The sequence below is a fragment of the Corynebacterium pollutisoli genome (genome assembly GCF_900177745.1).
GTDB lineage: Bacteria > Actinomycetota > Actinomycetes > Mycobacteriales > Mycobacteriaceae > Corynebacterium > Corynebacterium pollutisoli.
In genome coordinates this window covers 21,451-47,426 of record NZ_FXAR01000001.1, presented here as the reverse complement: position 1 = coordinate 47,426, position 25,976 = coordinate 21,451, and the positions used below count along the sequence as shown (strand labels likewise).

The 25,976-nt window shown below is 70.1% G+C and carries 24 protein-coding genes and 1 tRNA gene; 8 read left to right on the top strand and 17 right to left on the bottom strand.

The window, feature by feature from the left end:
* The first annotated feature begins 36 nt into the window (after window positions 1-36).
* Genes B9Y70_RS00235 through B9Y70_RS12695 form a run of 3 tightly spaced genes read left to right on the top strand, consistent with a single transcriptional unit; the run spans window position 37 to window position 961 of the window.
* Window positions 37-477: a hypothetical protein gene (locus B9Y70_RS00235; protein ID WP_085548263.1), complete on the top strand. Its 441-nt coding sequence runs from the start codon at window positions 37-39 to the stop codon at window positions 475-477.
* A 2-nt stretch (window positions 478-479) separates the two neighbouring features.
* Window positions 480-779 carry a transcriptional regulator gene (locus B9Y70_RS00230; protein ID WP_240309071.1) on the top strand — a complete coding sequence of 100 codons (300 nt, stop codon included), beginning with the start codon at window positions 480-482 and terminating at the stop codon, window positions 777-779.
* 32 nt (window positions 780-811) lie between these two features.
* On the top strand, window positions 812-961 hold the full coding sequence (locus tag B9Y70_RS12695; RefSeq protein ID WP_159449752.1) for a hypothetical protein: 150 nt from the start codon (window positions 812-814) through the stop codon (window positions 959-961).
* On the opposite strand, the gene acpS is transcribed toward B9Y70_RS12695, so the two are convergent.
* The 6 genes from acpS to B9Y70_RS00200 all read right to left on the bottom strand — a co-directional run bounded on the left by acpS (window position 934) and on the right by B9Y70_RS00200 (window position 13,000).
* Window positions 934-1,350, bottom strand: a complete 417-nt coding sequence (gene acpS / locus B9Y70_RS00225; protein WP_240309070.1) for a holo-ACP synthase AcpS — start codon at window positions 1,348-1,350, stop codon at window positions 934-936. The genes B9Y70_RS12695 and acpS overlap by 28 nt on opposite strands.
* A 74-nt stretch (window positions 1,351-1,424) precedes the next feature.
* Window positions 1,425-10,526 carry a type I polyketide synthase gene (locus B9Y70_RS00220; protein WP_085548261.1) on the bottom strand — a complete coding sequence of 3,034 codons (9,102 nt, stop codon included), beginning with the start codon at window positions 10,524-10,526 and terminating at the stop codon, window positions 1,425-1,427.
* A gap of 336 nt (window positions 10,527-10,862) precedes the next feature.
* On the bottom strand, window positions 10,863-11,492 hold the full coding sequence (locus tag B9Y70_RS00215; RefSeq protein WP_085548260.1) for a DUF3618 domain-containing protein: 630 nt from the start codon (window positions 11,490-11,492) through the stop codon (window positions 10,863-10,865).
* A complete protein-coding gene (locus B9Y70_RS00210; protein ID WP_085548259.1) occupies window positions 11,489-11,950 on the bottom strand; it encodes a phage holin family protein in 462 nt (153 codons plus the stop codon). Before B9Y70_RS00210 ends, B9Y70_RS00215 begins: the two co-directional genes overlap by 4 nt.
* Window positions 11,947-12,675, bottom strand: coding sequence for a hypothetical protein (locus tag B9Y70_RS00205; RefSeq protein ID WP_085548258.1), 729 nt, complete (start codon window positions 12,673-12,675; stop codon window positions 11,947-11,949). Before B9Y70_RS00205 ends, B9Y70_RS00210 begins: the two co-directional genes overlap by 4 nt.
* A 243-nt stretch (window positions 12,676-12,918) precedes the next feature.
* Window positions 12,919-13,000, bottom strand: a tRNA-Leu gene (locus tag B9Y70_RS00200).
* Between the two features lie 89 nt (window positions 13,001-13,089).
* Between B9Y70_RS00200 and B9Y70_RS00195 the strand changes: the two genes are divergently transcribed.
* Both B9Y70_RS00195 and B9Y70_RS00190 read left to right on the top strand, forming a co-directional pair.
* Complete coding sequence (locus B9Y70_RS00195; RefSeq protein ID WP_085548257.1) at window positions 13,090-13,521, top strand: hypothetical protein; 432 nt, start codon at window positions 13,090-13,092, stop codon at window positions 13,519-13,521.
* The gene (locus tag B9Y70_RS00190; protein WP_085548256.1) at window positions 13,518-13,871 is read left to right on the top strand and encodes a DUF3817 domain-containing protein; all 354 of its coding nucleotides are present in this window, start codon (window positions 13,518-13,520) and stop codon (window positions 13,869-13,871) included. Before B9Y70_RS00195 ends, B9Y70_RS00190 begins: the two co-directional genes overlap by 4 nt.
* Window positions 13,872-13,926: 55 nt before the next feature.
* Here the strand turns inward: B9Y70_RS00190 and purU are convergent, their stop codons facing one another.
* The 10 genes from purU to clpS all read right to left on the bottom strand — a co-directional run bounded on the left by purU (window position 13,927) and on the right by clpS (window position 21,151).
* Window positions 13,927-14,844: a formyltetrahydrofolate deformylase gene (purU, locus tag B9Y70_RS00185; protein WP_085548255.1), complete on the bottom strand. Its 918-nt coding sequence runs from the start codon at window positions 14,842-14,844 to the stop codon at window positions 13,927-13,929.
* 120 nt (window positions 14,845-14,964) lie between these two features.
* On the bottom strand, window positions 14,965-15,588 hold the full coding sequence (rdgB, locus tag B9Y70_RS00180) for an RdgB/HAM1 family non-canonical purine NTP pyrophosphatase (protein ID WP_085548254.1): 624 nt from the start codon (window positions 15,586-15,588) through the stop codon (window positions 14,965-14,967).
* A gap of 2 nt (window positions 15,589-15,590) precedes the next feature.
* The gene (gene rph / locus B9Y70_RS00175) at window positions 15,591-16,328 is read right to left on the bottom strand and encodes a ribonuclease PH (RefSeq protein WP_085548253.1); all 738 of its coding nucleotides are present in this window, start codon (window positions 16,326-16,328) and stop codon (window positions 15,591-15,593) included.
* A gap of 22 nt (window positions 16,329-16,350) precedes the next feature.
* Entirely contained in the window at window positions 16,351-17,118 is a 768-nt protein-coding gene (locus tag B9Y70_RS00170; protein ID WP_085548252.1) for an MBL fold metallo-hydrolase, read from the bottom strand.
* Between the two features lie 71 nt (window positions 17,119-17,189).
* Window positions 17,190-18,005 (bottom strand): glutamate racemase, encoded by an 816-nt coding sequence (murI, locus tag B9Y70_RS00165; RefSeq protein WP_085548251.1) that lies wholly within the window; start codon window positions 18,003-18,005, stop codon window positions 17,190-17,192.
* 13 nt (window positions 18,006-18,018) lie between these two features.
* Window positions 18,019-18,501 (bottom strand): MarR family winged helix-turn-helix transcriptional regulator, encoded by a 483-nt coding sequence (locus B9Y70_RS00160; protein WP_085548250.1) that lies wholly within the window; start codon window positions 18,499-18,501, stop codon window positions 18,019-18,021.
* A gap of 93 nt (window positions 18,502-18,594) precedes the next feature.
* Window positions 18,595-19,287, bottom strand: coding sequence for a rhomboid family intramembrane serine protease (locus B9Y70_RS00155; protein ID WP_085548249.1), 693 nt, complete (start codon window positions 19,285-19,287; stop codon window positions 18,595-18,597).
* A gap of 15 nt (window positions 19,288-19,302) precedes the next feature.
* Window positions 19,303-20,262, bottom strand: a complete 960-nt coding sequence (locus tag B9Y70_RS00150) for a P1 family peptidase (RefSeq protein WP_085548248.1) — start codon at window positions 20,260-20,262, stop codon at window positions 19,303-19,305.
* A 4-nt stretch (window positions 20,263-20,266) separates the two neighbouring features.
* On the bottom strand, window positions 20,267-20,791 hold the full coding sequence (locus B9Y70_RS00145; protein ID WP_085548247.1) for a DUF2017 domain-containing protein: 525 nt from the start codon (window positions 20,789-20,791) through the stop codon (window positions 20,267-20,269).
* A gap of 9 nt (window positions 20,792-20,800) precedes the next feature.
* Window positions 20,801-21,151, bottom strand: coding sequence for an ATP-dependent Clp protease adapter ClpS (gene clpS, locus B9Y70_RS00140; protein ID WP_420838415.1), 351 nt, complete (start codon window positions 21,149-21,151; stop codon window positions 20,801-20,803).
* A gap of 146 nt (window positions 21,152-21,297) precedes the next feature.
* Here clpS and B9Y70_RS00135 point away from each other — a divergent pair, with 146 nt between their 5' ends.
* The 3 genes from B9Y70_RS00135 (at window position 21,298) to B9Y70_RS00125 (ending at window position 25,223) form a co-directional block, all read left to right on the top strand.
* A complete protein-coding gene (locus B9Y70_RS00135) occupies window positions 21,298-21,837 on the top strand; it encodes a hypothetical protein (RefSeq protein WP_085548246.1) in 540 nt (179 codons plus the stop codon).
* A gap of 62 nt (window positions 21,838-21,899) precedes the next feature.
* Window positions 21,900-23,213 (top strand): nicotinate phosphoribosyltransferase, encoded by a 1,314-nt coding sequence (locus B9Y70_RS00130; protein WP_162494802.1) that lies wholly within the window; start codon window positions 21,900-21,902, stop codon window positions 23,211-23,213.
* Window positions 23,214-23,246: 33 nt separating this feature from the next.
* Window positions 23,247-25,223, top strand: a complete 1,977-nt coding sequence (locus B9Y70_RS00125) for an ATP-dependent DNA helicase (protein ID WP_085548784.1) — start codon at window positions 23,247-23,249, stop codon at window positions 25,221-25,223.
* On the opposite strand, the gene B9Y70_RS00120 is transcribed toward B9Y70_RS00125, so the two are convergent.
* Window positions 25,211-25,960, bottom strand: a complete 750-nt coding sequence (locus B9Y70_RS00120; RefSeq protein ID WP_085548244.1) for a hypothetical protein — start codon at window positions 25,958-25,960, stop codon at window positions 25,211-25,213. The genes B9Y70_RS00125 and B9Y70_RS00120 overlap by 13 nt on opposite strands.
* Window positions 25,961-25,976: the final 16 nt, after the last annotated feature.

The following is a 25,976-nucleotide window of genomic DNA, read 5'->3' as shown; positions in this document are numbered from 1 at the left end:
CTTCCGGGTACAGACATCACCGACCCAGGGGCCATCATGAACACCCCCTCCGCACACGACGCCCGCACCCTCCTCGACCGCGCCGAGACCACCTCCCGCCAGGCCGCCGGCTTCTCCTTCGCCTGGCTGTGCTACCTCGCCCTGTGCGCGGGCGGCGCCATCACCTCGGTGGGGCTCGCCTACGCCAACGTCACCGACGCCGCCGTCCTCCCCGCCTGGCTGGCCGGCGGACTGTGGATCTTCGTCGGCGTCGTCTCCGTCGCAGCCGCCACCACCACCTCCCCACCGTCCCGCCGCGGCTTCGGCTCCCGCTGGACCATCATGATGGCGGTGTGGATCATCCTGTGGACGATCACCTCGGTCTTCTACGGGCACTTCACCCTCGGACTGGGCGTGGCGATGGCCTCCGCCTTCCTGGTGGCCGCCGTCATCGGCCTGGTGTGGGAGGTCGTCGCGCTGAAGAAGGGCGTGAAGTAGCCGTGGCCGACCATCCCCGCACACAGCTCAACCCGACGTTCACCAACCCGCTGCGCTTCTCCCTCATGGCCACGCTGGCCGGCGTCTCGGAGATCACCTTCAAGGACGCGAAGGAGTACCTGCAGACCACCGACCCCACCCTGTCGAAGCATTCCTCCGCCCTGGAGGAGCTGGGGCTGGTGGACGTGCGGGAGGGCTTCGTCGGTAAGCGACCGCAGACGCGGCTGTCCCTGACGAAGGAGGGGGAGGCGGGGTGGCGGGATCATCTCGCCGCTCTCCGCGCGATCACGGAAATTCCGTGACCGGCAACACATCAGGCGCGTAGAATAGGCACATGATCAACGACCCGAAGAACCCCAGCACCGAGCCCGCCCCGATCGCCGACTCCGAGGCCCCGCCGCAGCACCCGGACGACGACCACAAGGTCGCCGAGAATCCCCCGATCGACGATCCTGACTACCAGTCGGAGGAATCCTTCGAATAGACCAGACACGTCGCGATGGCGTAGTCCCCGTCGTGGCTGATCGACAGGCTCGTGGCCACGTCCCCGATACTGTCGGCCACGGCCTGCGCCACCGCCCCCCGCTTCTCGACGCCCACCCGGCCCCACCGGTCCGGGTGGATTTCTATGTCCCGGAAGTCGACCAGGTCGGGGCTGATGACGGGGGGCCGGCCGTAGATCGCCTGCGACCAGGCCTTGATGAAGGCCTCCTTCGCCGCCCACCGCCCCGCCAGGTGGAGCACCCGGTCGGGCTTGCGCGCCGCGACGCGCAGCTCGAGGGCGGTGAAGACGTCCTCGAAGCGGGAGCCGGGCCGCTCCAGCTGCTCGCGGAACCCGGGGACGTGCACGATGTCGACGCCGATGTGTTGCATGTCCCCCATTGTGCCCCAGACAGGCTAAAGGCCCGCACCCCCACCAGGGGAGTGCGGGCCTTCAGCGGTATCCGCTAGGAGCGGATCTCGTCGCCGGTGCGCAGGACACCGTCGACGAGGCGGGCGTCGTGATCCAGGAGGATCGCGGCCTCGCGGGGCTTGACGGCATCGCCGGTGCCGCCGAGGTTACGGTCGGCCGGACGCTCGTAGAGCGCGTCGCCGCCGTACATGGCGTCGACGATGCGGCGCAGGCCGTTCTCCTCGCGGGCCACGGACACGCGGACCCACTCGGCGGCGGCGTCCTGGCCACGCTCGTTGCGCAGGGCCTCGAGGAAGGCACCCGGGTGGACGATGGCGACCAGGGCGGACACGTGGCCGAAGCCGAGGGAGGTCACGAGGCCGGCCTTGGGGGCCTTGGCGGCCAGGTTGAGCGGGCGGCGCAGCCACACGAGGTGCTGGTGCTGCTCGAGAACCGGGTCGACGGTGTCCAGCGACATGTTCGCCGGGACGATGCCGGAGCGCAGGACCTGGGTGAGGCCGATCATCTGGAAGGCGGCGGCACCGCCCTTGGCGTGGCCGGTGAGCGTCTTCTGGGAGATGACGTACAGCGGGTTGCCGTCGGCGCGGCCGATGGAGGCGGCGATGCGCTCGTGGAGGTCGGACTCGTTCGGGTCGTTGGCGTTGGTGGAGGTGTCGTGCTTGGAGATGATGGCGACATCATTCGCGGACACCCCCACCGCGGCCAGCTGCTGCGCGAGGCGGGAGTCGGCGCCACCACGGGCGGCACCCAGGGCACCGAGGCCCGGTGCCGGGATGGAGGTGTGCGCACCGTCGGCGAAGGACTCGGCGAAGGCGACGACACCCAGGACCGGCAGGCCGAGGTCGGCGGCGACGGAGCCGCGGGCGAGCAGCACGGTGCCGCCACCCTCGGACTCGATGAAGCCACCGCGACGACGGTCGTTGGCGCGGGAGAAGTAGCGGTGCTCGATGCCCTTGTTCTCCATCTCGGTGGAGTCGGCGGTGGCCGCCATGTCACCGAAGCCGGTGATGCCCTCGATGGAGAGGTCGTCGAGGCCGCCGGCGACGACGAAGTCGGCCTTGCCGAGGGCGATCTTGTCGTATCCCTCCTCGACGGAGACGGCGGCGGTGGCGCAGGCGGCGACCGGGTGGATCATCTGGCCGTAGCCACCAACGTAGGACTGCATGACGTGGGCGGCGACGACGTTGGGCAGGGCCTCCTGCAGGATGTCGTTCGCGCGCGGCTCGGCGAGCAGGCCGTCGATGTAGAGGGAGCGCATGGACTCGACGCCGCCCATGCCGGTGCCCTGGGTGGAGGACACGCGGGCCGGGTGGACGTCGCGCAGCAGTTCCGCCGGGGTGAAGCCGGAGGAGAGGAACGCGTCGATGGTGCAGACGAGGTTCCACAGCGCCAGGCGGTCGAGGTTGTCGATCATGTCGGCGGGGATGCCGTACACGGACGGGTCGAAGCCCTCCGGGATCTGGCCGCCGACGAAGCGCGACATGGTGGTGCGGCGCGGGACGCGCACGGCGGAGCCGGCGTGGCGGACGACGGTCCACTCCCCCGCCTCCTCGTCGAAGAACGCGGAGGTGTGGTCGGGCTCGGAGTCGACGAAGGTCTTGGCCTCCTCCCTGGAGGCGACGGAGAAGGAGAGGTCCTTGTCGAGGTAGACGGTGGTCAGCTCCGGCGCGAGGTTGTCGACCATGAAGAAGTCGTCGTGGTAGCGGCGGACACCGACCTTGCCGAGGACCTCGTCGTGGAAGCGCTCGTGGATGTCCTCCTCGGCGATCTCCTGGTCGTCGGCGTCGTACCAGGCGCCGTTGTCCCAGCGGATAAGGCCCATGGTCCAGGCGAGCTCGATGACGCCGGCGGCGGTGAGGTCGCCGGAGAGCTCGGCGTCGAAACGCGTGCGGGCGGAGCCGTAGGGGCCCACCTCGCCGGCGCCGACGATGACGATCATGTCCTCCAGCTTCGTGGTCACGCCGCTGAAGTCCGGGGCGGTCCACTCGAAGCGGCGGTACGGGGTCGGCAGGGCGGTGAGGGTGCGGGGCTCCTCGGCGTCCTGCTTGTCGACGCCCGCCGCCAGCTCAGCCTCCGCCTCCGCCGCCGCTTCCGCGGCGAGCTGGGAGATGTTGACGTCGGACTCGCCGAGTCCACCGGTGTAGTCCACGATGACCGGGGCCTGGGCGGCCGCGGCGCGGACCTCGTCGGTGATCTGGGAGACGAGCAGTTCGGCCATCTCTTCGTTGGAGAAGGTCTTCACGCCCTTGGACTCGATGGTCTCGACGAGCGGGTCGTTGCCGCCCATGAGGCCGGTGCCGCGGACCCAGCCGATGAAGGCGTGGACGAGGCTGGTGCGGTCGCCCCACACCGGCTCGGCGTGCCAGCGGGTGACCAGCGCGTCGAGGGAGGCCTTGGACTCGCCGTAGGCACCGTCGCCACCGAAGCGGCCGCGGTTCGGGGAACCCGGGAGGACGACGTGGAGTCGCTTACCGACGTGGGTGTCGGTGCCGATCTCGGACAGACCCGCGATGAGGCGCTCGACGGCCCACAGCAGCAGGCGCATCTGGGACTCGGCGGCGGGGCCGGCGTCGGCAAGCGAACCCATGACGCGCGGGGCGGCGAACGGGAACAGCAGGGTCGGGATGAGGGCCTTCTTGAGGACCTTCTTCTGGCCGTTGACCGTGGCGGTCTGCTCGTTGCCGATCCACTCGATGACGCCGTCGAGGTCCGCGTAGGAGCTCAGGTTGGCGGGGACGACCCACAGTGCGGCGCCGCCGCGTGCCGACGTCGCGTACAGGTTCTTGTAGTACGTCAGGCGGGAGTGGGACAGGTTCGAGGTGGTGACCACGACGGTGGCGCCCCCCTGAAGCAGCTCGGCGACGACGCCGGCGGCGATGGAGTTCGGGGAGGCGCCGGTGACCACGGCAACATCGTCGCTGTAGGACAGGGTGTCCGTGTCACGGGCCTGGGCGGCCAGCTCGGTCAGGCCCAGGAACTCGGCCTGCTTGGCGACGTTCTCACCGGCACCCGTGACGTCGACGCCGGCGGCGTCGAGCTCACCGAGGGCGACGCGGGTGAGGTCCTCACGGGCGGAGGCCCAGCGGTCGTCGAGAAGCACGGCCTTGTCGGCGTCGAAGCTCGGGGCGACCTGGCGCGGCCAGTCGGAGCCCAGCTCGCGGGAGACGAGGTCGAACAGGGCGGCGTACTCGTCGCCCTCGTCCTCGAGGTTGTGGGACTCGACCTCGGAGATGCCCAGCTGGGAGAGGATGGTGCGGGCGGTCTCGGCCAGCACGCCCTCCTTGCCGGTGACCTGCTCCGCGAATTCGCCGAGGGCGGCGGAGTCGACGACCCCACCGGCACCCCCACCGGCGGACGGCAGGCCCACGGCGACACCGCGGCGGGCGGCGACGGCCTGGACGGCGGCGTCGATGAGCGCATCCAGGTCGGAGGCGCTCGACGGGGAGGCCGGGGTGAGGGTGGCCAGATCGCCACCCCGCAGGGAGGCACCCTCGCGGGCACCGATGACCACCTCGGCGACGACGTGGTCGGCCCAGCCCTGGCCGAGCTGCCAGGTGCCGGTCACGCGGTCGGCGATGTAGTTCGGCTTCTTGCCGGTGGGGCCGGTGATGCGACGCAGGGCGTCGGCGACGGAGTCACCGAGGACCGGGCCGAAGGCCTTGTAGCCCTTGGCCATCTTGGTGACCGTCTGCTTGAGGGCGGCCAGCTCGGCGTCGGCGGCACCGTCGATGGCGCCGAGGCCGAACTCCACGCCGAGGTCCAGCAGCAGCTGGTTACGACGCGAGGACACCCCCTCGACGAGGGTCTCGATGGAGTCGGTGGCACCCATCTGGTCCGGGCGCACCTTGGTCCAGATGGCGATGAGCATCTCGGTGGCGTCGGAGGGGGTGAACTCGATGTCGTCCGGGGTGCCGGCGCCGGCGGCGGCCACGGGCGCCGGGGCGGCGGCCGGGACGGTGTCGCCGGTGGGGGCGTTGGCGGTCACCGGGGCCGGGGCGGCGGTGGACTTCTTCTCGGCCGGTGCCTCCTCGGTGGCGGTCTCCGGGACGACGTCGGCGGCGACCTCACGGACGATCTCGTCGGTGGCGAAGACGACCGGGCGGTCGCGCTCGACGTTGAGGACCTCGATCGGGGTGCCGGCGTACTGCGGCAGGCGCAGGGTCTGGCCCATCATGTTGGCCAGGGTCGGGGCGGACCCGACACCGACCTCGACGAAGCGCTCGATGCCCAGGTCACGCAGGATGAGGTCCTGGGTCTCGATCCAGCGGACCGGGGAAGCGAACTGCCAGGCCAGGAGCTCGATGAGCAGGGTGCGGCCGAGCTTGACCGGGTTGGCGGCGGCGGCCTCGAAGTCCGCCAGGATGGTGTCGATGTACGGGGAGGAGACGACCTCGGCGATGGACTCGACGAACTCGCGGGTGAGCTCGAACGGGCGGGCCACGAGGTTCGGGATGTACCGGTCGACGAGGATGTCGAGGTTGATCTCCGCCGGGATGAGGGAGTCGAGGTGCTCGCGGAAGTCGCCCACGCCGTCGCGCAGGTGGCTGGAGTGGAACGGCACGTCGATGCCCGGGATCATGATGAACGCGCGCTGGCCGGGGGCCTTCTCCTCGGCGTCGGCCTTGAGGGCGGCGAGGCCGGCGCGGGTACCGGCGACGGCGTACTGGACGCCGGCGATGTTGTAGTTGACGATCTCCAGGAACTCGCCGGTCTTCTCCGACATCTCCTGCACGTAGCCGAAGACGTTGTCGGCGGTCAGGCGCATCTTGTTGGGACGCAGGGCGGCGAGGCCGTAGTTGGAGTTGCCCTCGGCGTCGCGCTCGACGAGGCGGTGCATCGTCAGGCCGCGGCGGTAGACGATCTCCACGACGGACTCGAGGGAGAGGACGCCGGAGTAGGCGGCCAGGGCGTTGTACTCGCCGACGGAGTGGCCGGCGAAGTAGGCGCGCTGGTTGAGGGCGTCGGCCTCGCGCATCTCGGCGATCTGGGCGCAGCCCAGGGTGGCCATGGCGACCTGGGTGAACTGGGTGAGGAAGAGCACGCCGTCCGGGTGGTGGAAGCGTTCCCCACCGACGACGACCTCGGTCGGGTTGTTCTTGACGATCTCCAGGACGGAGAAGCCCAGCTTGCCGCGGGTGTGGCGGTCGGCGCGGTCCCAGATCTCGCGGGCGGCCGCGGAGGAGGCACGGGAGTCCATGCCCATGCCCTGGGACTGGATGCCCTGACCCGGGAAGCCGTAGAAGGTGGTCGGCGCGGCCATGACGGCGGTGGCGGTGAGCACCATGTTGCCGCCCACGGTCGCGGTGACGGCGCGGACCTCACCGTGGCCCGGGCGGTTGTCGACGCCCGCGCGCTCGACGGTGAACTCGATCGTCTCGCCCGGCAGGACCGGGGCGAGCATGGTCGCGGTGTACTCGACGACGCGGCCCGGGGCGGTGGTGGCGGAGTCATCCTGGTAGCCGGCACCGGCGACGAGCTCGCCGATGGCGGAGGTCCACATGCCGTGGACGATGACGCCCGGCAGACCGGCCAGGCCGGCGGCGGTGTCGGAGACGTGGATCGGGTTGCGGTCGCCGGAGACGACGGCGAAGGGGTGCATGGACTCCGGCGCGACGACGCGGGCGTAGGCGCGGAAGGAGCGCGGGGTGTCCACGACGGACGGCAGCGCCGAGGTGTTGGTGCGCGCGGTCATGGTGCCGTTGCGGCCGCGGATGGCGAAACGCTCGGACAGCTTGGCCAGCGGCTCACCGTCGGCGGAGATCCGGGCACGGACGACGACGAGGCGACCCATGTCGGTGTCGGAGACCTCGTCGGCGGTGGCGGTGATCTGCAGGTCGACGGCGCCGTCGGCGAGCGACGGCAGCTCGCGCAGCATGGTGAGGTGGTGCTCGAGGTGGACGAGGGAGAGCATGCCCTCGACGACGGAGGCGGAGTCGGTGCCCGGGACGACCGCGGAGCGGACGGCGGCGAACACGGCCGGCCAGGCGCGGCCGACGAGGACGTCGGGGGCGGTGCCGTGGGCGGCCAGCTCGTTCGGCAGGTAGCCGGCGGTGACATTGTCGTAGTCGGCCAGGTGGCCGGCGTCGAGGGTGGTCGTCCAGGAGGCGGTGCCGTCGGCGGCGACCTCGGCGAGCTCGCCACCGGCGGCGACGCGGGTGAGCTCGGCCATGGCGGCCTCGGCATCCTCCGCGGTGACCTGCGGGTTGGCGGACAGCGGGGCGTCGGCCGGGACGGTGAAGCGGATGGTGAGGTCCGTGGTGGTGCCGGCGGCGGTGGAGCCGGCCAGCGGGACGGTGAGCACGGCGTGCTCGGCGTCCTCGGCCACGAGGCGGGCCCCGGTGGCGGCGTGGGCCGCGGACTGGCGGTCGTCGGCCAGGGTCCACTGGTCGGTGTCGCCGAGGCGCTCGATGTAGGAGGCCTGCTGGCGGCCGGCCCAGTAGGTGCCCGGGGCGGTGAGGACGCGCTCGACGATGGAGTCGGTGACCTCGACGGGCTGCTCGCCGGCGTCGAGAAGCGCGTCGATGGAGGCCTGGTTGAAGCGGCCGAGGAGCTCGGCGACCGGCTCGTTGGCGCGGGTGATGCCGGCGACGGCGGCGGTGCCCGGGATGATGCAGACCTCGTCGGCGTCGTAACGCTCGTCGTGGGCCTGCCACAGGGAGTCGGAACGCCACCAGCGGCGGACGTCGCCGTCGATGACGGGGACGAAGTTCGCCGGCTTGCCCGGGTTGAGCAGCAGCTTGGTGAACCAGGCGCGGTCGGCCGGGTGGAGGAGGTCGCGCTCGGCGAAGGGGTAGAGCTCCACGAGCTTCTCGACGGCCGCCGCCGGGTGGTCGGCGTCGACGTCGACCTGCGCCTCGAACTGGCCGTGGTCGAGGTCGGTGAGGCGGGCCTCGGCGCGCTCGACCATGTCGACGAAACGCTGGAACCAGGAGACGTCGGTCCAGGCACCCTGGTAGGGGCCGGAGACCTCGAGGTAGCGGTTCAGCCACTCGGCGTAGGTCATGGACTCGAGGTCACCGAAGTACGGCTTGCAGGTCTTGTCGATGGCCGCGATGATCTCGTCGCGGCGGGCGATCGCGGCGTCGTCGTCACCGGCGACCTCGTCGAGGAGGCGGCCGGCCTTGGCGAAGGAGTTCTCGATCTCGTAGAGGTCGGCGCCCAGCTGGGAACGACCGGAGGCGACGCCGCCGGCCTCCCGTCCCGCACCTGCCCACTCGTCGGTGCCCGGGGCGGCGACGAGTGCCTGCTTCACGGACTCGGAGGCGGTGGACTCGAGGGTGGCCATGGCGGCGGTGCCGATGAGGATGCCGTCGGTCGGCATGGCCGGCAGATCGTGCTTCCGCGCCCAGGTACCGGTGATGTACTCGGCGGCCCGCTCCGGGGTGCCGATGCCGCCACCGACCACGAGGATGACGTTGTCGCGCTCGCGGACCTCGGCGTAGGTGGCGATAAGCAGCTCGTCCAGGTCCTCCCAGGAATGGTGGCCACCGGCCTTACCACCCTCGACCTGAATGATGATCGGGATGTCCTCGACGGCGTCGGCGATCTTGAGCACCTGACGGATGTGCTTGACGGCACCCGGCTTGAAGACGATCCACGGGAAGTTGGCGTCACGCAGCTCGCGGACGAGGGAGACGGCCTCGTCGTGCGGCGGCATGCCGGCGGTGATGATGATGCCGTCGATGGGGGCACCGTTGGCGCGGGCGCGCGGCACGAGGCGCTTGCCCTCGACCTGCATGCGCCACAGGTAGGGGTTGAGGAACATGGAGTTGAACTGGGCGTTGACGCCCGGCAGCAGCATGTCCTGCAGCTGTGCGAGGTGCTCGTGGAGCACGTCCTCGGTGACCTGGCCGCCACCGGCCAGCTCGGCCCAGTGGCCGGCGTTGGCGGCCGCGGCGACGATCTTCGGGTCGACGGTGGTGGGGGTCATGCCCGGCAGGGTCATCGGGGTGTAGCCGGTGACCTCGGTGAACCTGGTCACCAGACGGACCTGGCCGCCGCGCTTCTCCAGGCGCGGGGCGAACTCGGACCAGTCACGGGGCAGCTCGGGGGCGAGGCCGGCGTCGAAAAGCTCGGCCTGGCCCTCGGTGTCGGAGACGACGAGGACGCCGACGCCGCGGCCCGCGACGATGCGGCGGGTGAGCGGGGTCATACCGGTCTCCGGGCCGACCTCGAGGATCCAGCGGGTGCCGGCGTCGACGGCGTCGCCCAGCTCGGCGGGGAAATCGACCGGGGTGGTCAGGACCAGCTCGGCGGCGACGCGGGCGATCTCCGCGTCGAGGCCGGCCTGACGCGCCCAGGTGACGGTCTGCTCGACGGCGGCCGCCATCGCCGGGTGGTGGAAGGCGGTCTGGATCGGCAGCGGGTTGAAGCGCGGGTTGAAGGGCTCGCCGCCGCGCTCCTTGTTCTCGATGGCCTTGGCGTCACGCTTGGCGAACTTGCCCAGGAGCTCCTGCACGAGCTGCAGATCGTGGGGGCGACCGACCATGACGAAGGTGTCGCGGGTGTTGCGCAGGCCGATGACCGGGCGGATCTCCTCCGGCACGTCGGCGCAGGCGTGGTCGATGGCCTGCTGCAGCTGCTCGCGGGAGACACCGATGACGGACACCATCGGGGACAGCTCACCCTGCTGGATGAGGCCCGTGATGCGTGCGGTGCGGGTCATGGCGGACCCGATGAGCTGGGCGATGGCCAGCAGGTCGTCGGACTCGGCCTGCCCCTCCAGCAGGAGGGTGGCCAGCTTGCCCTGGGAGTGGCCGACGGAGGCGACGGCCTTGTCCAGCTCGAGGCCCTGGCGGTCCAGGGACTCCAGCACGGCGAGCTGGGAGGTGAAGACACCCGGGACGCTCACGGCCGCCTGGGCGGTGTCGAAGGCCGGGTTCTCCTCGGCGCGTGCCCAGGCGACGGGGTCGAAGCCGTGGGGGCGGGTGCCGGCGAGCTCATCTGCGACAGGCGCGAGCTTCTTGGCGGCGCCGTCGACCAGGGAGGTGACGGCGTTGCCGACACCGGCGGCGACGGCCGCGCGCAGGGTCTTCAACCAGTCGAATCCCTGGCCGGAGAAGGCCAGGGCAAACGGCTCGCGGTCGAAGCGGTTGATCAGTCGATCCGTCCCGAAGGAGGTGCTGTATTCGGTCACGTGGAACTCGCTCCTGTGTTTCCTACTTTGTGCATGACGAAACTCAGGGCACAGAAGTGCCCACAAGTTTTGATAGCCAAATATGCCACAAAAACCTGAGGAAAGCGTCATCTTTGTGGCGGGTGTCGCTGCCCGGTGGGGCGGCAGAGGGTCACGGGACGGCTACGGTCCGGTAACTTTCGGTGGCGTCGGTTCGTGTGCAAAACCACCCGTGTGCAGTATCGCTGCCGGTCGCCGGGGTCGCCTCCCGGCATCCCGGAACGAAGCCCCGATGTGACTATCACCACTGCCCGGGATTCGGGAGGATGATTGTCACATCGGGGCTGTCGGGGCGCGTCAGTTGTCCTGCGCGGTGTCGCGGACGTTCCCCGCCGCCCGCTTCGTGTCCTCCTGGACATCGGCGACGCGGTGCTGCCCCTCCGCCTTCACGCGGTCGAAGCTCTCGGTCGCACTCCGGCGGACGTCGGCGACCGCCTGCTCCGCCTGCGGCTGCAGACTGTCCCCCATGTCGCGGGCGACGGACTTCGCCTCGTCGACGAGCGGCTCGGCGCGGCGGCGCACCTCCTCGGCGGCCTCCTGCTCCTGACGGCTCGACGGCAGCAGGGAGCCGAGCAACCAGCCGGCACCGAGGGCGATGGCACCGGCGGCCAGCGGGTTGCCGCGCACCCGACGCTTCACCGTACGCGGGGCGCGGCGGGCGGCGTCCCCCGCCTCGTCGGCGAAGCGGGACATGCGGCCCTGCTCATCCTCCTCGTGGCGGTAGTAGTTGAGCGGATCCTCGGTACCGGTGTCGTCGCTGCCGAAGATCGACTCGCGGACATCGGTCCAGCGCGACCTCAGCCGTTCGGTCTGGCGGTCGACGATGCGGTTGGGGTCGACCTTCTCGGCGAGGGCGTCGACGTCGCGCCCGAGGTCACCCCGGGTGCGCTCGATGTTGGCACGGATCTCCTCAGGGTTGTTCGTCATGGCGTCTCCTTGTTCGGGTTGAGGGTCGGCGGAATGTCACCGATGGTGTCCTGGGTCTGCGGCAGACCCTTCATGTTCTCGAGTTGCTTCTTGCCGGACATCGCCAGCGCGGCGGCGACGGCCGCCCAGATGAGGGCGACGATGACGGCGGCGAAACCGAGGTGCATCACCGCCCCCAGCGCCCACATGAGCGCCAGCGACAGGAAGAGCAGGGCCAGGAACCCACCGACGGCGGCCCCGGCGAGCATGCCCGCGCCGCGGCCACCCTGGCGGGCGGACTGCGCGGCCTCCGCCTTGGCCAGCTGCACCTCCTGGCGCATCAGGTCCGAGAGGTTGCGGGAGAAGCTGGCGAACATCTCCCCGAGGGATTCGGTGCGCGCCCGGACCTCGGCCTCGGAGCGGGGGACCTCCGCGCGGGAGGCGGCGTGGTGGGTGACACGGGGTGTCGGTTCAGTCATCGTCGTTCCTCCGGGAGGTCGACGTCGGTGAACGGGTGGCGCGACGGGGTGTCGTGGAGACGGTCGACGGCGGGGCCGGAGGTCTCGGGGAACTGGTCGAAGCTGGACACCGGGTCCGGGTCGATCGGGTGCGGGCCCTCCGGGTACGGGGTGGTCGTCTGTTGCGGCGCGCCCGGGGTGGCGGGCGGGCCGTAGGCACCCGGCGCGGAGGGCACGCGGTAGCGGCCGTCGAACTCGTGCTCGTCCTCCCGGTCCCGCAGGCCCCGGGTGAGGCGCCCGGCGACGAGGCCGACGCCTGCGGCGACCGCCAGGAAGGTGCCCGGGCGGCGGGCGGCGAAGCGGCGGACGTCGCGGAGGAGGTCCTCGGGGGACTTGGTCTCCAGGTCGGTGGTGAACTTCTCGACGCGCGAGCTCACCGTCCCCAGCACCTGGTTGACGAGGTCGGACTCGGGGCGCTCCCCGCGCGAGATGCGCTGCAGGTCATCGGACACGAGGCGGGACTGGCCGGCCAGCTTCTCCTGCTGCGTGGAGGCGTGCCCCATGGCCTCGTGGAGGGCGTTGTCATACAGGGCGCGGATCTGGTCGGTGGCCTCCCCGGCCACCTGTCGCGCCTCGCGCTTCGCGGATCCCGCCACGTCCTCCGCGGCGTGGCGGGCGTTGTCCGCAACGCGGTGCGCCTCGTCGCGCGCCTGATCGGAGGCGGTGGGGTCTCGATAGTCGGTCATCTGCGTTCCCTTCGTTCTCACATAAGCAATGGGTTGTGCTTACAGTGTTCCAGAACACATTTGGGCGCGCTTATACTTCGGCGCGCCACCCCTCCCCTACCGAGATACCCCCAGCTCACAGCCCTAAAAGCGGCCCGACGAGCACCTGAAAAATTCTCAGCCCCCGGCGGCGAGGGCCGACGGGGGCGTCAAAAAGCGGGACCTGCATACGGAACCGGAAGTATGCCCCGCTCCATCACAAAGTGCGCCCGGTGGGACTTGAACCCACACATCCGAGGACACTGGAACCTAAATCCAGCGCGTCTGCCAATTCCGCCACGGGCGCGTGTCCGCATCATGTTACCCTGCCCCGATCGGACACCCGAAACGCCCCGAACTCCACCTTTCGGATGATGCGGGGTATGGTGTTATTCCGTGAGCGAGAACAACAGCCCCCGGCGACAGCGCAAGAAGGTCCGCGTGACCCACGTGATCTTTCTCGCCGCCGCGGTGGTCTGCACCATCGCTCTGGCCTGGTGGCAGTGGACCCGTTTCCAGTCCGGTTCGGGCACGTTCCAGAACCTGGGCTACGCCTTCCAGTGGCCGCTCTTCGGCGCCTTCTTCGTCTACGCCTACCGGAAGTTCCTCCAGTACGAGAATGAGATGATCGACGCCGAGAACGCCGCCGAGGATCCCGACTTCCTCTACGAGGCCCCCACCCGGAAGCGCGACGAGGTCACCACCATCGACGAGGACTTCCTCCCCAGCCGTCCCACCCTGGACATCGACACGTACAACGAGCTGAACACGCCGAGCCGTCGGCGTCGGGAAGCAGACACCGACCAACCTGGAGACATCACCCCATGACCGCAACCCAGACGATCCACCCCGAGCGCCAGAAGCGCGTCGACACCGCCCTCAAGCTGTTCTCGGTCACCGCCTGGATCACGGGTGTGTTCCTCATCATCCTCGTGGTCCGCATGATCCTCGAGTACGTGCTCAAGGTGGAGATCCCCTCTTGGGCCACCATCGTCGCCATCGCCCACGGCTGGGCGTACATGGCCTACCTGCTGGCCGTGCTCAACCTCGGCCTCAAGGCCCGCTGGAAGCCGGTCACGTGGATCACCACGGCGCTCGCCGGCGTCGTGCCGTTCCTCTCCTTCTTCGTCGAGGCCAACCGCCGCCGCGAGGTCAAGGAGAAGTTCCAGCTGGCCTAAACCGCTTATCGACGACCCAACGGGGCCCCTGACGGGGCCCCGTTTCGTGTGTCCGTCAGTCGAAGACGACGGTGCGATTGCCGTAGACGAGGACGCGGTCCTCGAGGTGGTAGCGCAGGCCGCGGGCGAGCACCGACTTCTCGGCGTCGCGGCCGAGGCGCTGCATCTCCTCCGGGGTGTCCTTGTGGGTGACGCGGATGACGTCCTGCTCGATGATCGGACCGTCGTCGAGGTCCGAGGTGGCGAAGTGGCAGGTCGCACCGATGAGCTTCACTCCCCGCTTGTGCGCCTGGTGGTACGGGCGTGCGCCCATGAAGGACGGCAGGAAGCTGTGGTGGATGTTGAGCACGCGGCCCGCCCACATCTCGCAGAAGTCCGGCGGCAGGATCTGCATGAACCGCGCCATGACGATGGCGTCCGGCTCGTAGGAGTTGACGATCTCGCCGACCTCCTCGAAGGCCTTCCGCTTGCCGACGGCGTCCTTCGGGAACGGCACGTGGTAGAACGGCACACCGTGGTTGTCGGCGATGTACGCCAGGTTGTCGTGGTTGCCCACCACGGCGACGACCTCCATCGGGTAGTCGTTCTCCGCGACGCGGCCCAGCAGATCGTGCAGGCAGTGGCCCTCGCGGGAGACGAGGATGACGACCTTCTTCAACTCCGCCGTGTCCCACAGACGCCACTGCGCCTTGGGGCCGAACTCCTCGGCGACGGGGGCGAACTTCTCCCGCAGCTCGTCGATGCCCATGTCCACCGAGTCCGCGCGGATGGCCTGCCGGGTGAAGAACCAGTTGTTCTCCGGGTCCGTGAAGTACGCGGCCTCGGTGATCCAACCGCCCTGCTCCGCCAGGAACGTCGACAGCCTGGCGACGATGCCGGTCGTGTCGGGGCAACCCAGGGTGAGCACGTACTGGCGCTCGGTGGTGGGACCGCTGGGGCGGTTGCGGGGATCATCGATGTTGTGCGGGGTCATTCGTCGGATATTAGCCCACCGTGCGCGGGGGTTCACCTGCTGGGTGGCCGCTGCCGACCGCTCACCGGGGAGGTGGCGGGCAGAAGGTCGCGAGGGCGAGTGAGCGCCACCTCCTCCCCGCTACGCCCTCCCCGCGACCTCCAGGGCGCGGATGACCTCCACCAGCTGCTGCAGCGCCTTGCCGCGGTGGGACAGGGCGTTCTTCTCCTCCGGGCTCAGCTGCGCCGAGGACCGGCCCACGGCGACGTCGTCGGCGGGCAGGAACAGCGGGTCGTAGCCGAAGCCGTTTTCCCCCACCGGCTCGCGCAGGAGAGTGCCCTCCCAGCGGCCTTCCGCCACGTGCTCCTCCCCCTCCGGGGTGACCAGGGCACACACGGAGACGAAGGCGCAGGCACGACGCCCGTCGGGGACATGCGCCATCTGCCCGAGGAGGAGGTCGTTGTTCGCCCGGTCATCCCCGTGGGACCCGGCCCACCGCGCGGAGAGAACGCCGGGCATGCCGTTGAGCTCCTCCACCGCCAGGCCGGAGTCGTCGGCGATGCACACCAGACCGGTCTCCCGGGCCCCGGCGCGCGCCTTGATGAGGGCGTTGTCGGCGAAGGTCCGGCCGTCCTCGACCGGCTCGTCGTAGGCGGGGACGGCGCTGAGCGGGGTGACCTCCACGCCGTCGACACCGGCGGCGACGAGGATGCGCTCCAGCTCCGCCAGCTTCTTGGCGTTGTTCGATGCGACGAGCAGCTGCACGGCTACATCCCCAGGGCGGCGCGCTGGGCGGCGATGAGCTCGTGGCAGCCCTTCTCCGCGGAGTCCAGCATGAGGTTCAGCTGCTCTCGGGTGAAGTCACCGTGCTCGCCGGTGCCCTGGATCTCCACGAAGTGGCCGGCCTCGGTCATGACGACGTTGAGGTCGACCTCCGCGCGGGAGTCCTCCTCGTAGGGCAGGTCGAGGCAGACGTGGCCGTTGACAAGCCCGACGGAGACGGCGGCGACCGGGGGCAGCAGCGGCTGGCCGGGGACGACGCCCTCCGACTTGAGCACGGCGATGGCGTCGGCCAGGGCGACGTAGGCGCCGGTGATGGAGGCGGTGCGGGTGCCGCCGTCGGCCTGCAGGACATCGCAGTCGATGTTGATGGTGTTCTCGCCGAGCTGGCTGAGATCGACGGCGGCGCGGAGGGCGCGACCGACGAGGCGGGAGATCTCGTGGGTGCGGCCCTTGACCTTGCCGCGCATGGACTCACGCGGCATGCGGTCGTGGGTGGCGGCGGGGAGCATGGAGTACTCGGCGGTGAGCCAGCCCTCGCCGGAGTCCTTCTTGAAGCGGGGGACGCCGTGCTCGACGCTGGCGGTGCACATGACCCGGGTGTTGCCGTACTCGATGAGCACGGAGCCGGCGGGGTTGGATGTGAAGCCGCGGGTGATGCGGACGGTGCGGAGCTGGTCGAGGTCGCGGCCGTCGGCACGCTGGAAGGAGTTCTCGGAAGTCATGGCCCCCAGGCTACCGGGGGAGCTAGAACTCGATGACCTGACCCTGCTGACCGACCTCGACGGGGCCGTCGAACTCGGCGCGGGCCGCGGCGAGGGTCGCCTCCGGGTCACCCCACGGCGGGATGTGCACGATGACGAGCTTCTTCACCCCGGCCAGACGGGCGGCGCGACCGGCCTCGGTGCCGGAGAGGTGCATGTCCGGCGGGAAGTCACCCTCCCCGGAGCACCACGTCGCCTCGCAGAGGAAGACGTCGGCGTCACGGGCGCACTCGACGAGCTGCTCGGTCCAGCCGGTGTCACCGGAGTAGGCGATGGTCTTGCCGGAGGTGTGCTCGGTGATGCGCAGGCAGTAGGCCTCCACCGGGTGTACCGCCTCGAAGGGGGTGACGGTGAGGCGGTCGATGATGTGCGGCTCCCCGGTCCGCCAGGGCGCGAAGGCGAAGGTGTCGGACATGTCGTCGACCTCGCCCGGGCTGTCGGCGGAGAGCACGCCGAGGTGCCCGAGGGTCGTCGACGGGCCGAAGCACAGGTTGCGTCCCTTGGCGGGGGCGTACGGGTGGTAGCGGCGCCACACCATGAGGGAGGGGAAGTCGAGGCAGTGGTCGGCGTGGAGATGGGAGAACACCACGTGGGCGTCACAGGGGTCCTGGACCTCCTGGAGCTGTCCGAGCACTCCGGGGCCGATGTCCACGAGGAGGCCCGGGGAGTTGTCGACGTTCACCAGGTAACCCGAGGCCGGGTTCGTGGGGCCGCCGACGCTGCCGGAACTGCCGAGGATCGTCAACTTCATGTTGCCACTGTGCCACGTAGCGACGGTTTTCTCGAACGCAACGCACGTTTCGTCATCAGATTGTGAGTGACCTATCCGGACATCTGATGCACCTGTCCCAGGCCGGGGCCGAGGAAGCGCTCGGAGAGCTGGGCGAACTTCGCGGGGTCCCCGGTGGACTCGAAGAGACGGGTCGGTGCCGGATGGATCACCGGGTCGGCGAGCAGATCCTCGCGGGTGAGCACGCGGAGCACGTCCTTTGCGGTCTCCTCCGCCGAGGACACGAGGGTGACGTGGTCACCGATGGCCAGCTGGATGACACCGGAGAGCAGCGGGTAGTGGGTGCACCCCAGGACGAGCGTATCGACGCCCGCCGCCTGCAGCGGCTCCACGTAGGCTTCGGCCACCCCGAGGATCTGGCGTCCCGAAGTGATCCCGCGCTCGACGAAATCGACGAAACTGGGACACGCCTGGGCGTGCGCATCCACCCCCGGGTTGATGGCGAAGAGATCCTGGTAGGCACCGGAGTTGATGGTGCCCACGGTGCCGATGACGCCGACCTTACCGTTGCGGGTCGTGGCCAAGGCACGACGGACCGCCGGCTGGATGACCTCGACGACGGGGACGTCGTAACGCTCGCGCGCGTCATGGAGGAACGCGGCCGACGCCGTGTTGCAGGCGATGACGAGCATCTTGCAGCCGCGCTCGACGAGGTCGTCGGCGATGCGCGTGGCGTGCTGCCGGACCTCGGCGATGGGCAGCGGCCCGTAGGGGCCGTGCGCGGTGTCACCGACGTAGATGATGGACTCGTGCGGGAGCTGGTCCATGATCGTGCGGGCGACCGTGAGTCCGCCGACGCCGGAGTCGAAAATGCCGATGGGTGCTGCAGGTGTGGTCACGTCGACCATGCTAGCGCCCGACCTAGCGTCCGTTACGGCGGTCTCCCTTGCCCATGGCGGCGACGATCTTGCCCATCGCGTCGCCGAACTGCTGGCGCTCCTCGGGCTCGAGGTTGTCGAAGATGAGGCGACGGACCTCGGAGACGTGCCCCGGGGCGGCCTGCTCGAACAGGGCCAGGCCGGCGTCGGTGAGCTCCGCGAGGGTGCAACGCCCGTCATCCGGATCAGGCAGGCGGCGGACGAACTCCTGCTTCTCCAGGCGGGCGATGACGCGGGACAGGTGCGACAGGGTCATGTCGCACTCCGCGGCCAGTTCACTCATCCGCAGGACGTGCTCGGGCGCCCGCCACAGCTGGGTGAGGGCGAAGTAGTCGTAGTGACTGATGCCGGCGTCCCGCTTCAGCTGGGCCTCGAGACGGGTGGGCAGCCATACGTGAAAAGACCAGACATTCATCCAGGTCTCCGCTTCCTGTTCGGACAGCCACTCCACATTGCGCTTGTTCATGCGTCCAATACTACGTGTACTACTCGCAGAAACTGATAATTAGTATGTGAATTTCTTAGGTATTCACGGTTCTTGCGTCAACCACACCCCCGTTCACCAGCCGAAACTACCCCCGTCAAGCTTTTTCCGGGCCCGCCGGGCGCGCAGCTGCGGCGGGTCATCGGACGTGATGAACATGCCCGCCGCGACGCCGCCGACAGCACCGAACAGGTGCGCCTGCCACGACACACCCGGAACCCCGGGCAGAACCCCCCAAATCAGGCCGGAGTACGTCACACCCAAGGCGATGCCGATGAGGATCTGGACGATGCTGCGGTTGAAGATGCCGCGGACGAGCAGGTACCCCAGCCAGCCGTAGACCAGCCCGGACGCGCCGATGTGGTTCGTGCCCACCCCACCGAGCAGCCACACGCCGAGACCGCCGAGGATCACCACGATCGCCGTCACCTCCCACCACACGCGGGCCCGCGACATACCTATGAGGAAGCTGAATATCGCACCCGGAATGGTGTTGGACAGCAGATGTTCAATGTTGGCGTGGAGCAGCGGGGACGTGAAGATGTGCCACAGGGAGGACACGTCGAGCGGATGGATGCCGAAGAAGACCAGCCGCCCGCCGAAGAGGAATATGTTCACAATATGCACGGCCCAGATGACCACCACGTAGGCGGCCGCGAACCAGAGACCCGAGCGGAAGGCGGAACCGGCGCCCCGCCGCGCGGGCGGACGGGCGGAACCGGAGGGGGAACCGTAGGGGGAGGTCGGATACACAGGTGGTTGACTCATCCCCCACCACTCTAATCAGTCGGCGAGAATCGCGGACCACACGCCGAGCCCGTGACCGGGGGCGGCGGAGACCACCGCATCGACGATCGCCGCCTGCACCGCGTCGGCCGCCGCAGCCGAGAGGTCGTGGAGCGTCTCGACGCCCACCCCGGTCGTCTGCCCCGCCGTCGCCGCCGTCGACACCGCGAACAGGGTGTCCCCGTCGAGCGGCGAGTGCGCCGGACGCACGGCCCGGGCGATGCCGTCGTGGCCGACCATCGCCAACCGCGTCACCTGGGCCACCGTCACGGGGGCGTCGGTGGCGATGACGCCGATGGTGGTGTTGAGCGACGACGCCGGGTGCTCCAGCGCCCCGAAGGCGGCGAGGTCCACCGGCGGGCGGGCAGGGTCGCCCCACAGCCTCCCCGTCCCCGGGTCGATGACCGATCCCACCGGGTTGGCCACCACCAGCGCGGAGACGGTGTACTCCCCGACCACCACCGAGGCCTGGCCCACACCCCCGCGCAGGACGCCGGCCGTGGCACCGCACCCCGCCCCGACGCTGCCGCTGGTCGGCACCGCCGCGCCCCCGTCGAACGCCGAGCGCACCGCCGCCGCCCCGTCCGCAGCGGTGGGCCGGTGCATCGCGTCGCCGACGAAGAGGTCGAAGATGACGGCCGCCGGGACGATGGGCACCCGGGGGCCGGGCCGCCCCTCCCCCAGCACGGGGAATCCCCGCCCGGCGCGCTCCAGTTCGGCCATCGCCCCGTCCGCGGCGGCCAGCCCGAAGGCGGATCCCCCGGAGAGCACGATCGCGTGGACGCGTTCGACGGTGTTGTGGGGAGCGAGCAGATCCGTCTCCCGGGTACCCGGCCCGCCCCCGCGGACATCGACGCCGGCCACCATGCCGGCGGGGTCGGCGGAGACGACGACGGTGACGCCCGTGTCCCCGGCGGAGGTGTGGCCGACGAGGAGCCCCGGGACGTCGATGAGCATCGCGTCAGCCCATCATCGCGGTGAGCAGGCTGTCCTGGTTGAAGCCCAGCCACTCGACGAGGGTGTCGGCGTCCTCCCCCGCGTCCTCCGCGGAGGCGAGGTAGAGGCGCAGATCGTTGAGGCCGGCGAGGAAGGCGTGCGCCTCCTCCTCCGTCAGGGTGATCTCCACCCCGCCGTCGGGCCCGACCTTCTCGGCCACGACCTGCAGGTTCTGCAGCTTGGCGCGGCAGATGTCGTTCTCGTGGAGGCTGCGGAGCAGGGAGTTGTCGCCCTCGTACTCCTCGTCGCCCTCCCGCTCGAAATCGGGCAGCAGGCGCGCCATGCCCGGGTCCTCGGGGGCGTCCTTGTGGCCGGTGGGGATGCCGGTGAGCTCGGCGAGCTCGTCCTTGGGCGCCGACTGCGCGCGCCGGATGATGGCCTCACTCACCCCGGACACGAGGTTGCCCAGCACCTCCCGCTCCATCGGTTCCAGCACCGTGTGGAATCGGGCCGCCCGCATGAGACCCTTCTTCTTCCGCCAAGCCTGCACGTGCGCTCCTTATCCCGCCTGCTGCATCGTGGCCCACAGGCCCGCGGTGTGCAGCTTCTTGACGTCGCCCTCGACCTTGTCCTTCTCCCCGGAGGAGACGACGGCCTTGCCTTCGGTGTGGACCTGCATCATCAGCTCCGTCGCCCGCTTCCGGCCGTACCCGAGCACGGTCTGGAAGACGTAGGTGACGTAACTCATCAGGTTGACCGGGTCATCCCACACGATGCACAGCCACGGCAGATTCTCCGCGGTCGCGACATTGACCTCGATCTGTTCATCGAGCTCCGGGGTCGCCATGGGGGATCCCATCCCGGGCGCGCTCATCGACGGGATCGTCTGGGGCGATGCTGGACCAGTCATGCCACACAGCCTAGTCAACCCTCCCCCGGCTCGGGAGTATCCCCGGTATCCGTGGTCCGCCCGGATCGCCCGGTGGTGCCGGCTCACCCGAGCGGGTAGGTTAACTACCCAGCCGACCCACTCGACGCACCCCAGGATGTGATTCCATGTTCCGCCAGTCCCCCGCCCCGTGGTACACCCCGCAGGGTCTGAGGGATCTGCTGCCGAGTGCGAGCGTCCTGCTCACCGTCGCCGGGCTGCTCATGTCCCTGCTCATGGCGGTGCTGCCGGGCAACCCCGAGACCGAGGACCCGGGCGATCCGGACACCGGCTACGTCCAGCCGGCCCCCGACGTCCAGGCGGGCCTGGAGAATACCCGCACCGACATCAACGCCGCTCTCATCGAGCTGCGCTACAAGGAGGGTGTGCGGCCGCTGTTCCCCGCCCCGCACCTGCAGCTGGCCGCGCAGCGCCTGGCGGAGCGTTCCGCGGTGGCCGGCCAGCAGCTGCCCTCGCCGAACAACGTCACCATGGTGCAGCACCACCTGCCGGTCGAGTCCGCCTCCGGCCACGCCTTCCTCGAGGCGTGGCTGCACTCCCCCGCCCACACCGCCCCGCTTCTCGACGCCCGCTACGCCTTCTCCGCGGTCGGCGTCGCCGTCGGTCACGGTGAGGTGTGGGTGGCGGTCCAGCTCTCGGCGGAGTAGCTCGCGGCGGATATACAGTGGGCGGTGTGAACCAGAACGCACCTAACCCCGGGGCGGCGTCTGTGCCGCCGAATCGCTCGACGTCCCTGCTGACGGACATGTACGAGCTCACCATGCTGCAGGCGGCCCTGCGCGACGGCACCGCCCACCGGCAGTGCACGTTCGAGGTGTTCGCCCGCCGCCTGCCCAACGAGCGCCGCTACGGCGTCGTGGCCGGCACCGCCCGCGTGCTGCGCGCGGTGCGGGACTTCGTCTTCACCGAGGATCAGCTCTCCCACCTGGAGTTCCTCGACGAGGAGTCGAAGGAGTTCCTGCGCAACTACCGTTTCACCGGGCAGATCGACGGCTACCGTGAGGGCGATCTGTACTTCCCGTACTCGCCGCTGCTCACGGTGCGCGGCACGTTCGCGGAGTGCGTCATCCTGGAGACGGTCATCCTGTCGATCATGAACGCGGACTCGGCGATCGCGTCGGCCGCGGCACGTATGGTCACCGCCGCCGACGGCCGCCCGATCATCGAGATGGGGTCCCGGCGCACCCACGAGTACGCGGCGGTCACCGCGTCCCGCGCCGCCTACCTGGCCGGTTTCACGGCCACCTCCAACCTGGAGGCCTCGCACCGTTACGGCATCCCGGCCTCCGGCACCGCCGCGCACGCCTGGACGCTGCTGCACATCAACGAGGACGGCACCCCGAACGAGGAGGCCGCGTTCCGTTCCCAGATCGACTCCCTCGGGGTGGACACGACCCTGCTGGTCGACACCTACGACATCACCCAGGGTGTGAAGACGGCGATCGAGGTCGCGGGCCCCGAGCTCGGCGGCGTTCGCATCGACTCCGGTGACCTCGGTGCCGTCACCCGGCGCGTCCGTCGGCAGCTCGATGATCTCGGCGCGCACAACACCCGCATCGTCGTCTCCTCCGACCTCGACGAGTTCGCCATCGCCGGTCTGCGCGGCGACCCGGTCGACGTCTACGGCGTGGGCACCTCGGTGGTGACCGGTTCCGGTGCCCCGACTGCCAGCATGGTGTACAAGCTGGTGGAGGTCGACGGGCACACCGTCGCCAAGCGCTCCCGCGGCAAGGGCATGACGGGCGGCACGAAGCAGGCCGTGCGCACCTACCGCTCCTCCGGCGTCGCCGTCGAGGAGCTGGTGTTCCCCTTCGGCGCGGAGGCCCCGGACACCGGTCACCTGTCCTCCACGCAGCTGACGGTGCCGCTCATGCGCGACGGTGTCGCGGTGGACGGTCTGCCCTCGCTCGAGGAGTCCCGCGCCTACCTCGCGGACCAGCTGCTCACCCTCCCGTGGGAGGGCCTGGCGCTGTCGCGGGATGAGCCGGCGATCGGTACCCGTTTCGTCGGTTTCCCGGAATAGGCGGCCACTTCCGCCGCGGATAGAGTGGGTGGGGTGAGTCAGCAGGAGGAACCGTTGTCGCAGTCCACCGAGTCGCTTCTCGACGCCGCCGTCGCCGCCCTCGGCGGCTCCCGCCGGGACGGTCAGGTGGCCATGGCGCAGGCCGTCACCCGCGCCCTGGAGAATGAGCGGCACCTCGCGGTGCAGGCGGGCACCGGTACGGGTAAGTCGCTGGCCTACCTCGTCCCGTCGATACGTCACGCGCAGGCCACCGGCACCGCGGTCATCATCTCCACGGCGACGATCGCGCTGCAGCGCCAGCTCGTCGAACGCGATCTGCCGCGCCTGGCCGATGCCCTCGAGCCGGTGATGGAGCGCCGCCCCACGTTCGCCATCCTCAAAGGCCGGTCCAACTACGTGTGCCTCAACCGGATCGGCGCGGCGGAGGACCCGGAGGACGCGCTGCTCGACGAGGCCGACGTCTCCTGGCTCGGCCGCCACGTCGCCCGCGTCCACGAATGGGCCCAGGAGACCGGGTCCGGGGACCGCGACGACCTGGAGCCTGGCGTGCCGGATCTGGCGTGGCGGCAGGTGTCGGTCACCTCACGCGAATGCCTCGGTGCCACCCGCTGCCCCCACGGCGAGGAGTGCTTCGCGGAGGCGGCGCGGCGGCAGGCGCACGAGGTGGACATCGTGGTGACCAACCACGCGCTGCTCGCCATCGACGCCCTCGCGGACATCGACATCCTCCCCGAGCATGACGTCGTGGTCATCGACGAGGCCCACGAGCTCGACGGCCGGATCACCTCCGTCGCCACCAACGAGCTCTCCCGCACCGCCCTCACGCTGGCCGCCAAGCGCGCCGGCAAGCTCGGTGCTGACGGCCGCGACGACAAACTCGTCGAGCTGGCCGACGACTGGATCGCCGCCGCGGCAACGCTTCCCGACGGCCGGTGGAACGACATCGACGACACCGCCCGGGGGCCGCTCGTCGGCCTGCGCGACGGGCTGTGGTCGGTGCGCGACGCCATCGCCCGCGCCCCGGAGGGCGAGTCCGCCAACGACCCGGAGAAGTACGCCGAGCGCCAGAACCTGGCCAATCACCTGCAGGAGCTGCACGACGCGATCGTGCGGGTGCTCACGGTGTTCGACGAGTCCGACCCGGCGTCGCAACGCGATGTCGTGTGGCTCGCCCGCGACGACCGGCGCGGCGATGTCCTCACCGTCGCTCCCCTGTCGGTCGCCGGGCTGCTCCACGACCGCCTCTTCGGGGAGCAGACCGTGGTGCTCACCTCGGCGACGCTCACCATCGGCGGGCGTTTCGACCCCATGGCGGCCTTCCTCGGTATCCCGAAGGGCACGTGGGACAGCCTCGACGCCGGCACCCCCTTCGACCCGCGGAAATCCGGCATCCTCTACACCGCCCGCCACCTGCCCGATCCCGGCCGCGACGGCCTGTCCGCCGAGACGCTCGACGAGATCCACGACCTCATCATGGCCGCCGGCGGTCGTACCCTGGGTCTGTTCTCCTCCCGGCGCGCCGCCGAGCAGGCCGCCGAGGCGATGAAGCTCCGTGTGCCCTTCGACGTCTACTGCCAAGGTGAGGACACCACCGGCGCGCTGGTGGAGAAGTTCGCCCGCGACGAGAACGCCTGCCTGTTCGGCACGCTGACGCTGTGGCAGGGTGTCGACGTCCCCGGTCCGGCCTGCTCCCTCGTCCTCATCGACCGCATCCCCTTCCCCCGCCCCGACGACCCGCTGCTGCAGGCCCGCAAGGAGGCCGCGGAGGCCGAGGGACGCAACGGGTTCATGGAGGTCGCCGCCACCCACGCGGCCCTGCTCATGGCGCAGGGCGCGGGTCGCCTGCTGCGGTCGGTCACCGACCGGGGCGTCGTGGCCGTGCTGGACAACCGCCTGGCGACGAAGCGCTACGGTTCCTTCCTGCGGGCGTCGATGCCCGCGTTCTGGGAGACGACCGACCCGGCCGTCGTCCGCGGGGCGCTCAAGCGCCTGGTCACTCAGGGCCGGTAGAGCATCCGGTCGCCGCTGCCCTGCAGGCTCGCGTGCGCCATCATCATCGCGACGAGCGGGGTGGTGATGAAGATGCCGATGACCGTGATGCTGCCCACCGCCCCGAGGAGCAGCGAGAACAGGACCAGCAGCAGGCTGGCGCCGAGGTTGTTCCGGGCGATCTCCACCGAGCCGCGGAAGATGCCCGACAGTCCGGTCTCCGGGCGGCTGAACGCCAGGTAGGGCACGAACATGAGCAGGAACGCGACCACCAGGCCCGGGATGATGAGCAGCAGCATGCCGAGGAAGGTCGCCAGTGCCACGAGCAGGTACGCCACGAAGGGGATGCCGAGATCACGGAACTGGAAGAAGCTGCCCACCGTGACGCTCTCGCCCTGCACCTGGCGTACGGCGTTGCGGTAGACGTTGAGCGACCACACCACCCCGATGGCGAAGGCGATGAGGTAGGCGATGATGAGTGCCGCCACCGTCGCCGGGGCGAGTGCCACCGCCTGGTCCTCCGACACCGTCTCGCTGAGCGCAACGGGGACGACGGCGACGACCATGATCACCACGAACACCGCGAGGAAGATGAGCATGGCCAGCACCCACGGCAGCAGGTTGGAGGCCAGCGCCTTCCATCCCTGGGTGAGGCTGGCGACCGCGTCGACGGGGCGGGGCGGGCCGGGCGGGATCATGTGCGGGGTCGGCGGCTGGTGGCCGGCGTAGCCGGGATAGGGATCGTGTGGCTGGGTCATGGGACTCCCCTTTCGG

Excerpts from the sequence above, each read along its gene's own strand:
- B9Y70_RS00235 (WP_085548263.1), top strand. The coding sequence starts at position 37 with ATGAACACCCCCTCCGCACACGACGCCCGCACCCTCCTCGACCGCGCC.
- B9Y70_RS12695 (WP_159449752.1), top strand. The coding sequence starts at position 812 with ATGATCAACGACCCGAAGAACCCCAGCACCGAGCCCGCCCCGATCGCC.
- acpS (WP_240309070.1), bottom strand. The coding sequence starts at position 1,350 with ATGCAACACATCGGCGTCGACATCGTGCACGTCCCCGGGTTCCGCGAG.
- B9Y70_RS00215 (WP_085548260.1), bottom strand. The coding sequence starts at position 11,492 with ATGACGAACAACCCTGAGGAGATCCGTGCCAACATCGAGCGCACCCGG.
- B9Y70_RS00210 (WP_085548259.1), bottom strand. The coding sequence starts at position 11,950 with ATGACTGAACCGACACCCCGTGTCACCCACCACGCCGCCTCCCGCGCG.
- B9Y70_RS00205 (WP_085548258.1), bottom strand. The coding sequence starts at position 12,675 with ATGACCGACTATCGAGACCCCACCGCCTCCGATCAGGCGCGCGACGAG.
- B9Y70_RS00190 (WP_085548256.1), top strand. The coding sequence starts at position 13,518 with ATGACCGCAACCCAGACGATCCACCCCGAGCGCCAGAAGCGCGTCGAC.
- purU (WP_085548255.1), bottom strand. The coding sequence starts at position 14,844 with ATGACCCCGCACAACATCGATGATCCCCGCAACCGCCCCAGCGGTCCC.
- rph (WP_085548253.1), bottom strand. The coding sequence starts at position 16,328 with ATGACTTCCGAGAACTCCTTCCAGCGTGCCGACGGCCGCGACCTCGAC.
- B9Y70_RS00170 (WP_085548252.1), bottom strand. The coding sequence starts at position 17,118 with ATGAAGTTGACGATCCTCGGCAGTTCCGGCAGCGTCGGCGGCCCCACG.
- murI (WP_085548251.1), bottom strand. The coding sequence starts at position 18,005 with ATGGTCGACGTGACCACACCTGCAGCACCCATCGGCATTTTCGACTCC.
- B9Y70_RS00160 (WP_085548250.1), bottom strand. The coding sequence starts at position 18,501 with ATGAACAAGCGCAATGTGGAGTGGCTGTCCGAACAGGAAGCGGAGACC.
- B9Y70_RS00155 (WP_085548249.1), bottom strand. The coding sequence starts at position 19,287 with ATGAGTCAACCACCTGTGTATCCGACCTCCCCCTACGGTTCCCCCTCC.
- B9Y70_RS00150 (WP_085548248.1), bottom strand. The coding sequence starts at position 20,262 with ATGCTCATCGACGTCCCGGGGCTCCTCGTCGGCCACACCTCCGCCGGG.
- clpS (WP_420838415.1), bottom strand. The coding sequence starts at position 21,151 with ATGACTGGTCCAGCATCGCCCCAGACGATCCCGTCGATGAGCGCGCCC.
- B9Y70_RS00135 (WP_085548246.1), top strand. The coding sequence starts at position 21,298 with ATGTTCCGCCAGTCCCCCGCCCCGTGGTACACCCCGCAGGGTCTGAGG.
- B9Y70_RS00120 (WP_085548244.1), bottom strand. The coding sequence starts at position 25,960 with ATGACCCAGCCACACGATCCCTATCCCGGCTACGCCGGCCACCAGCCG.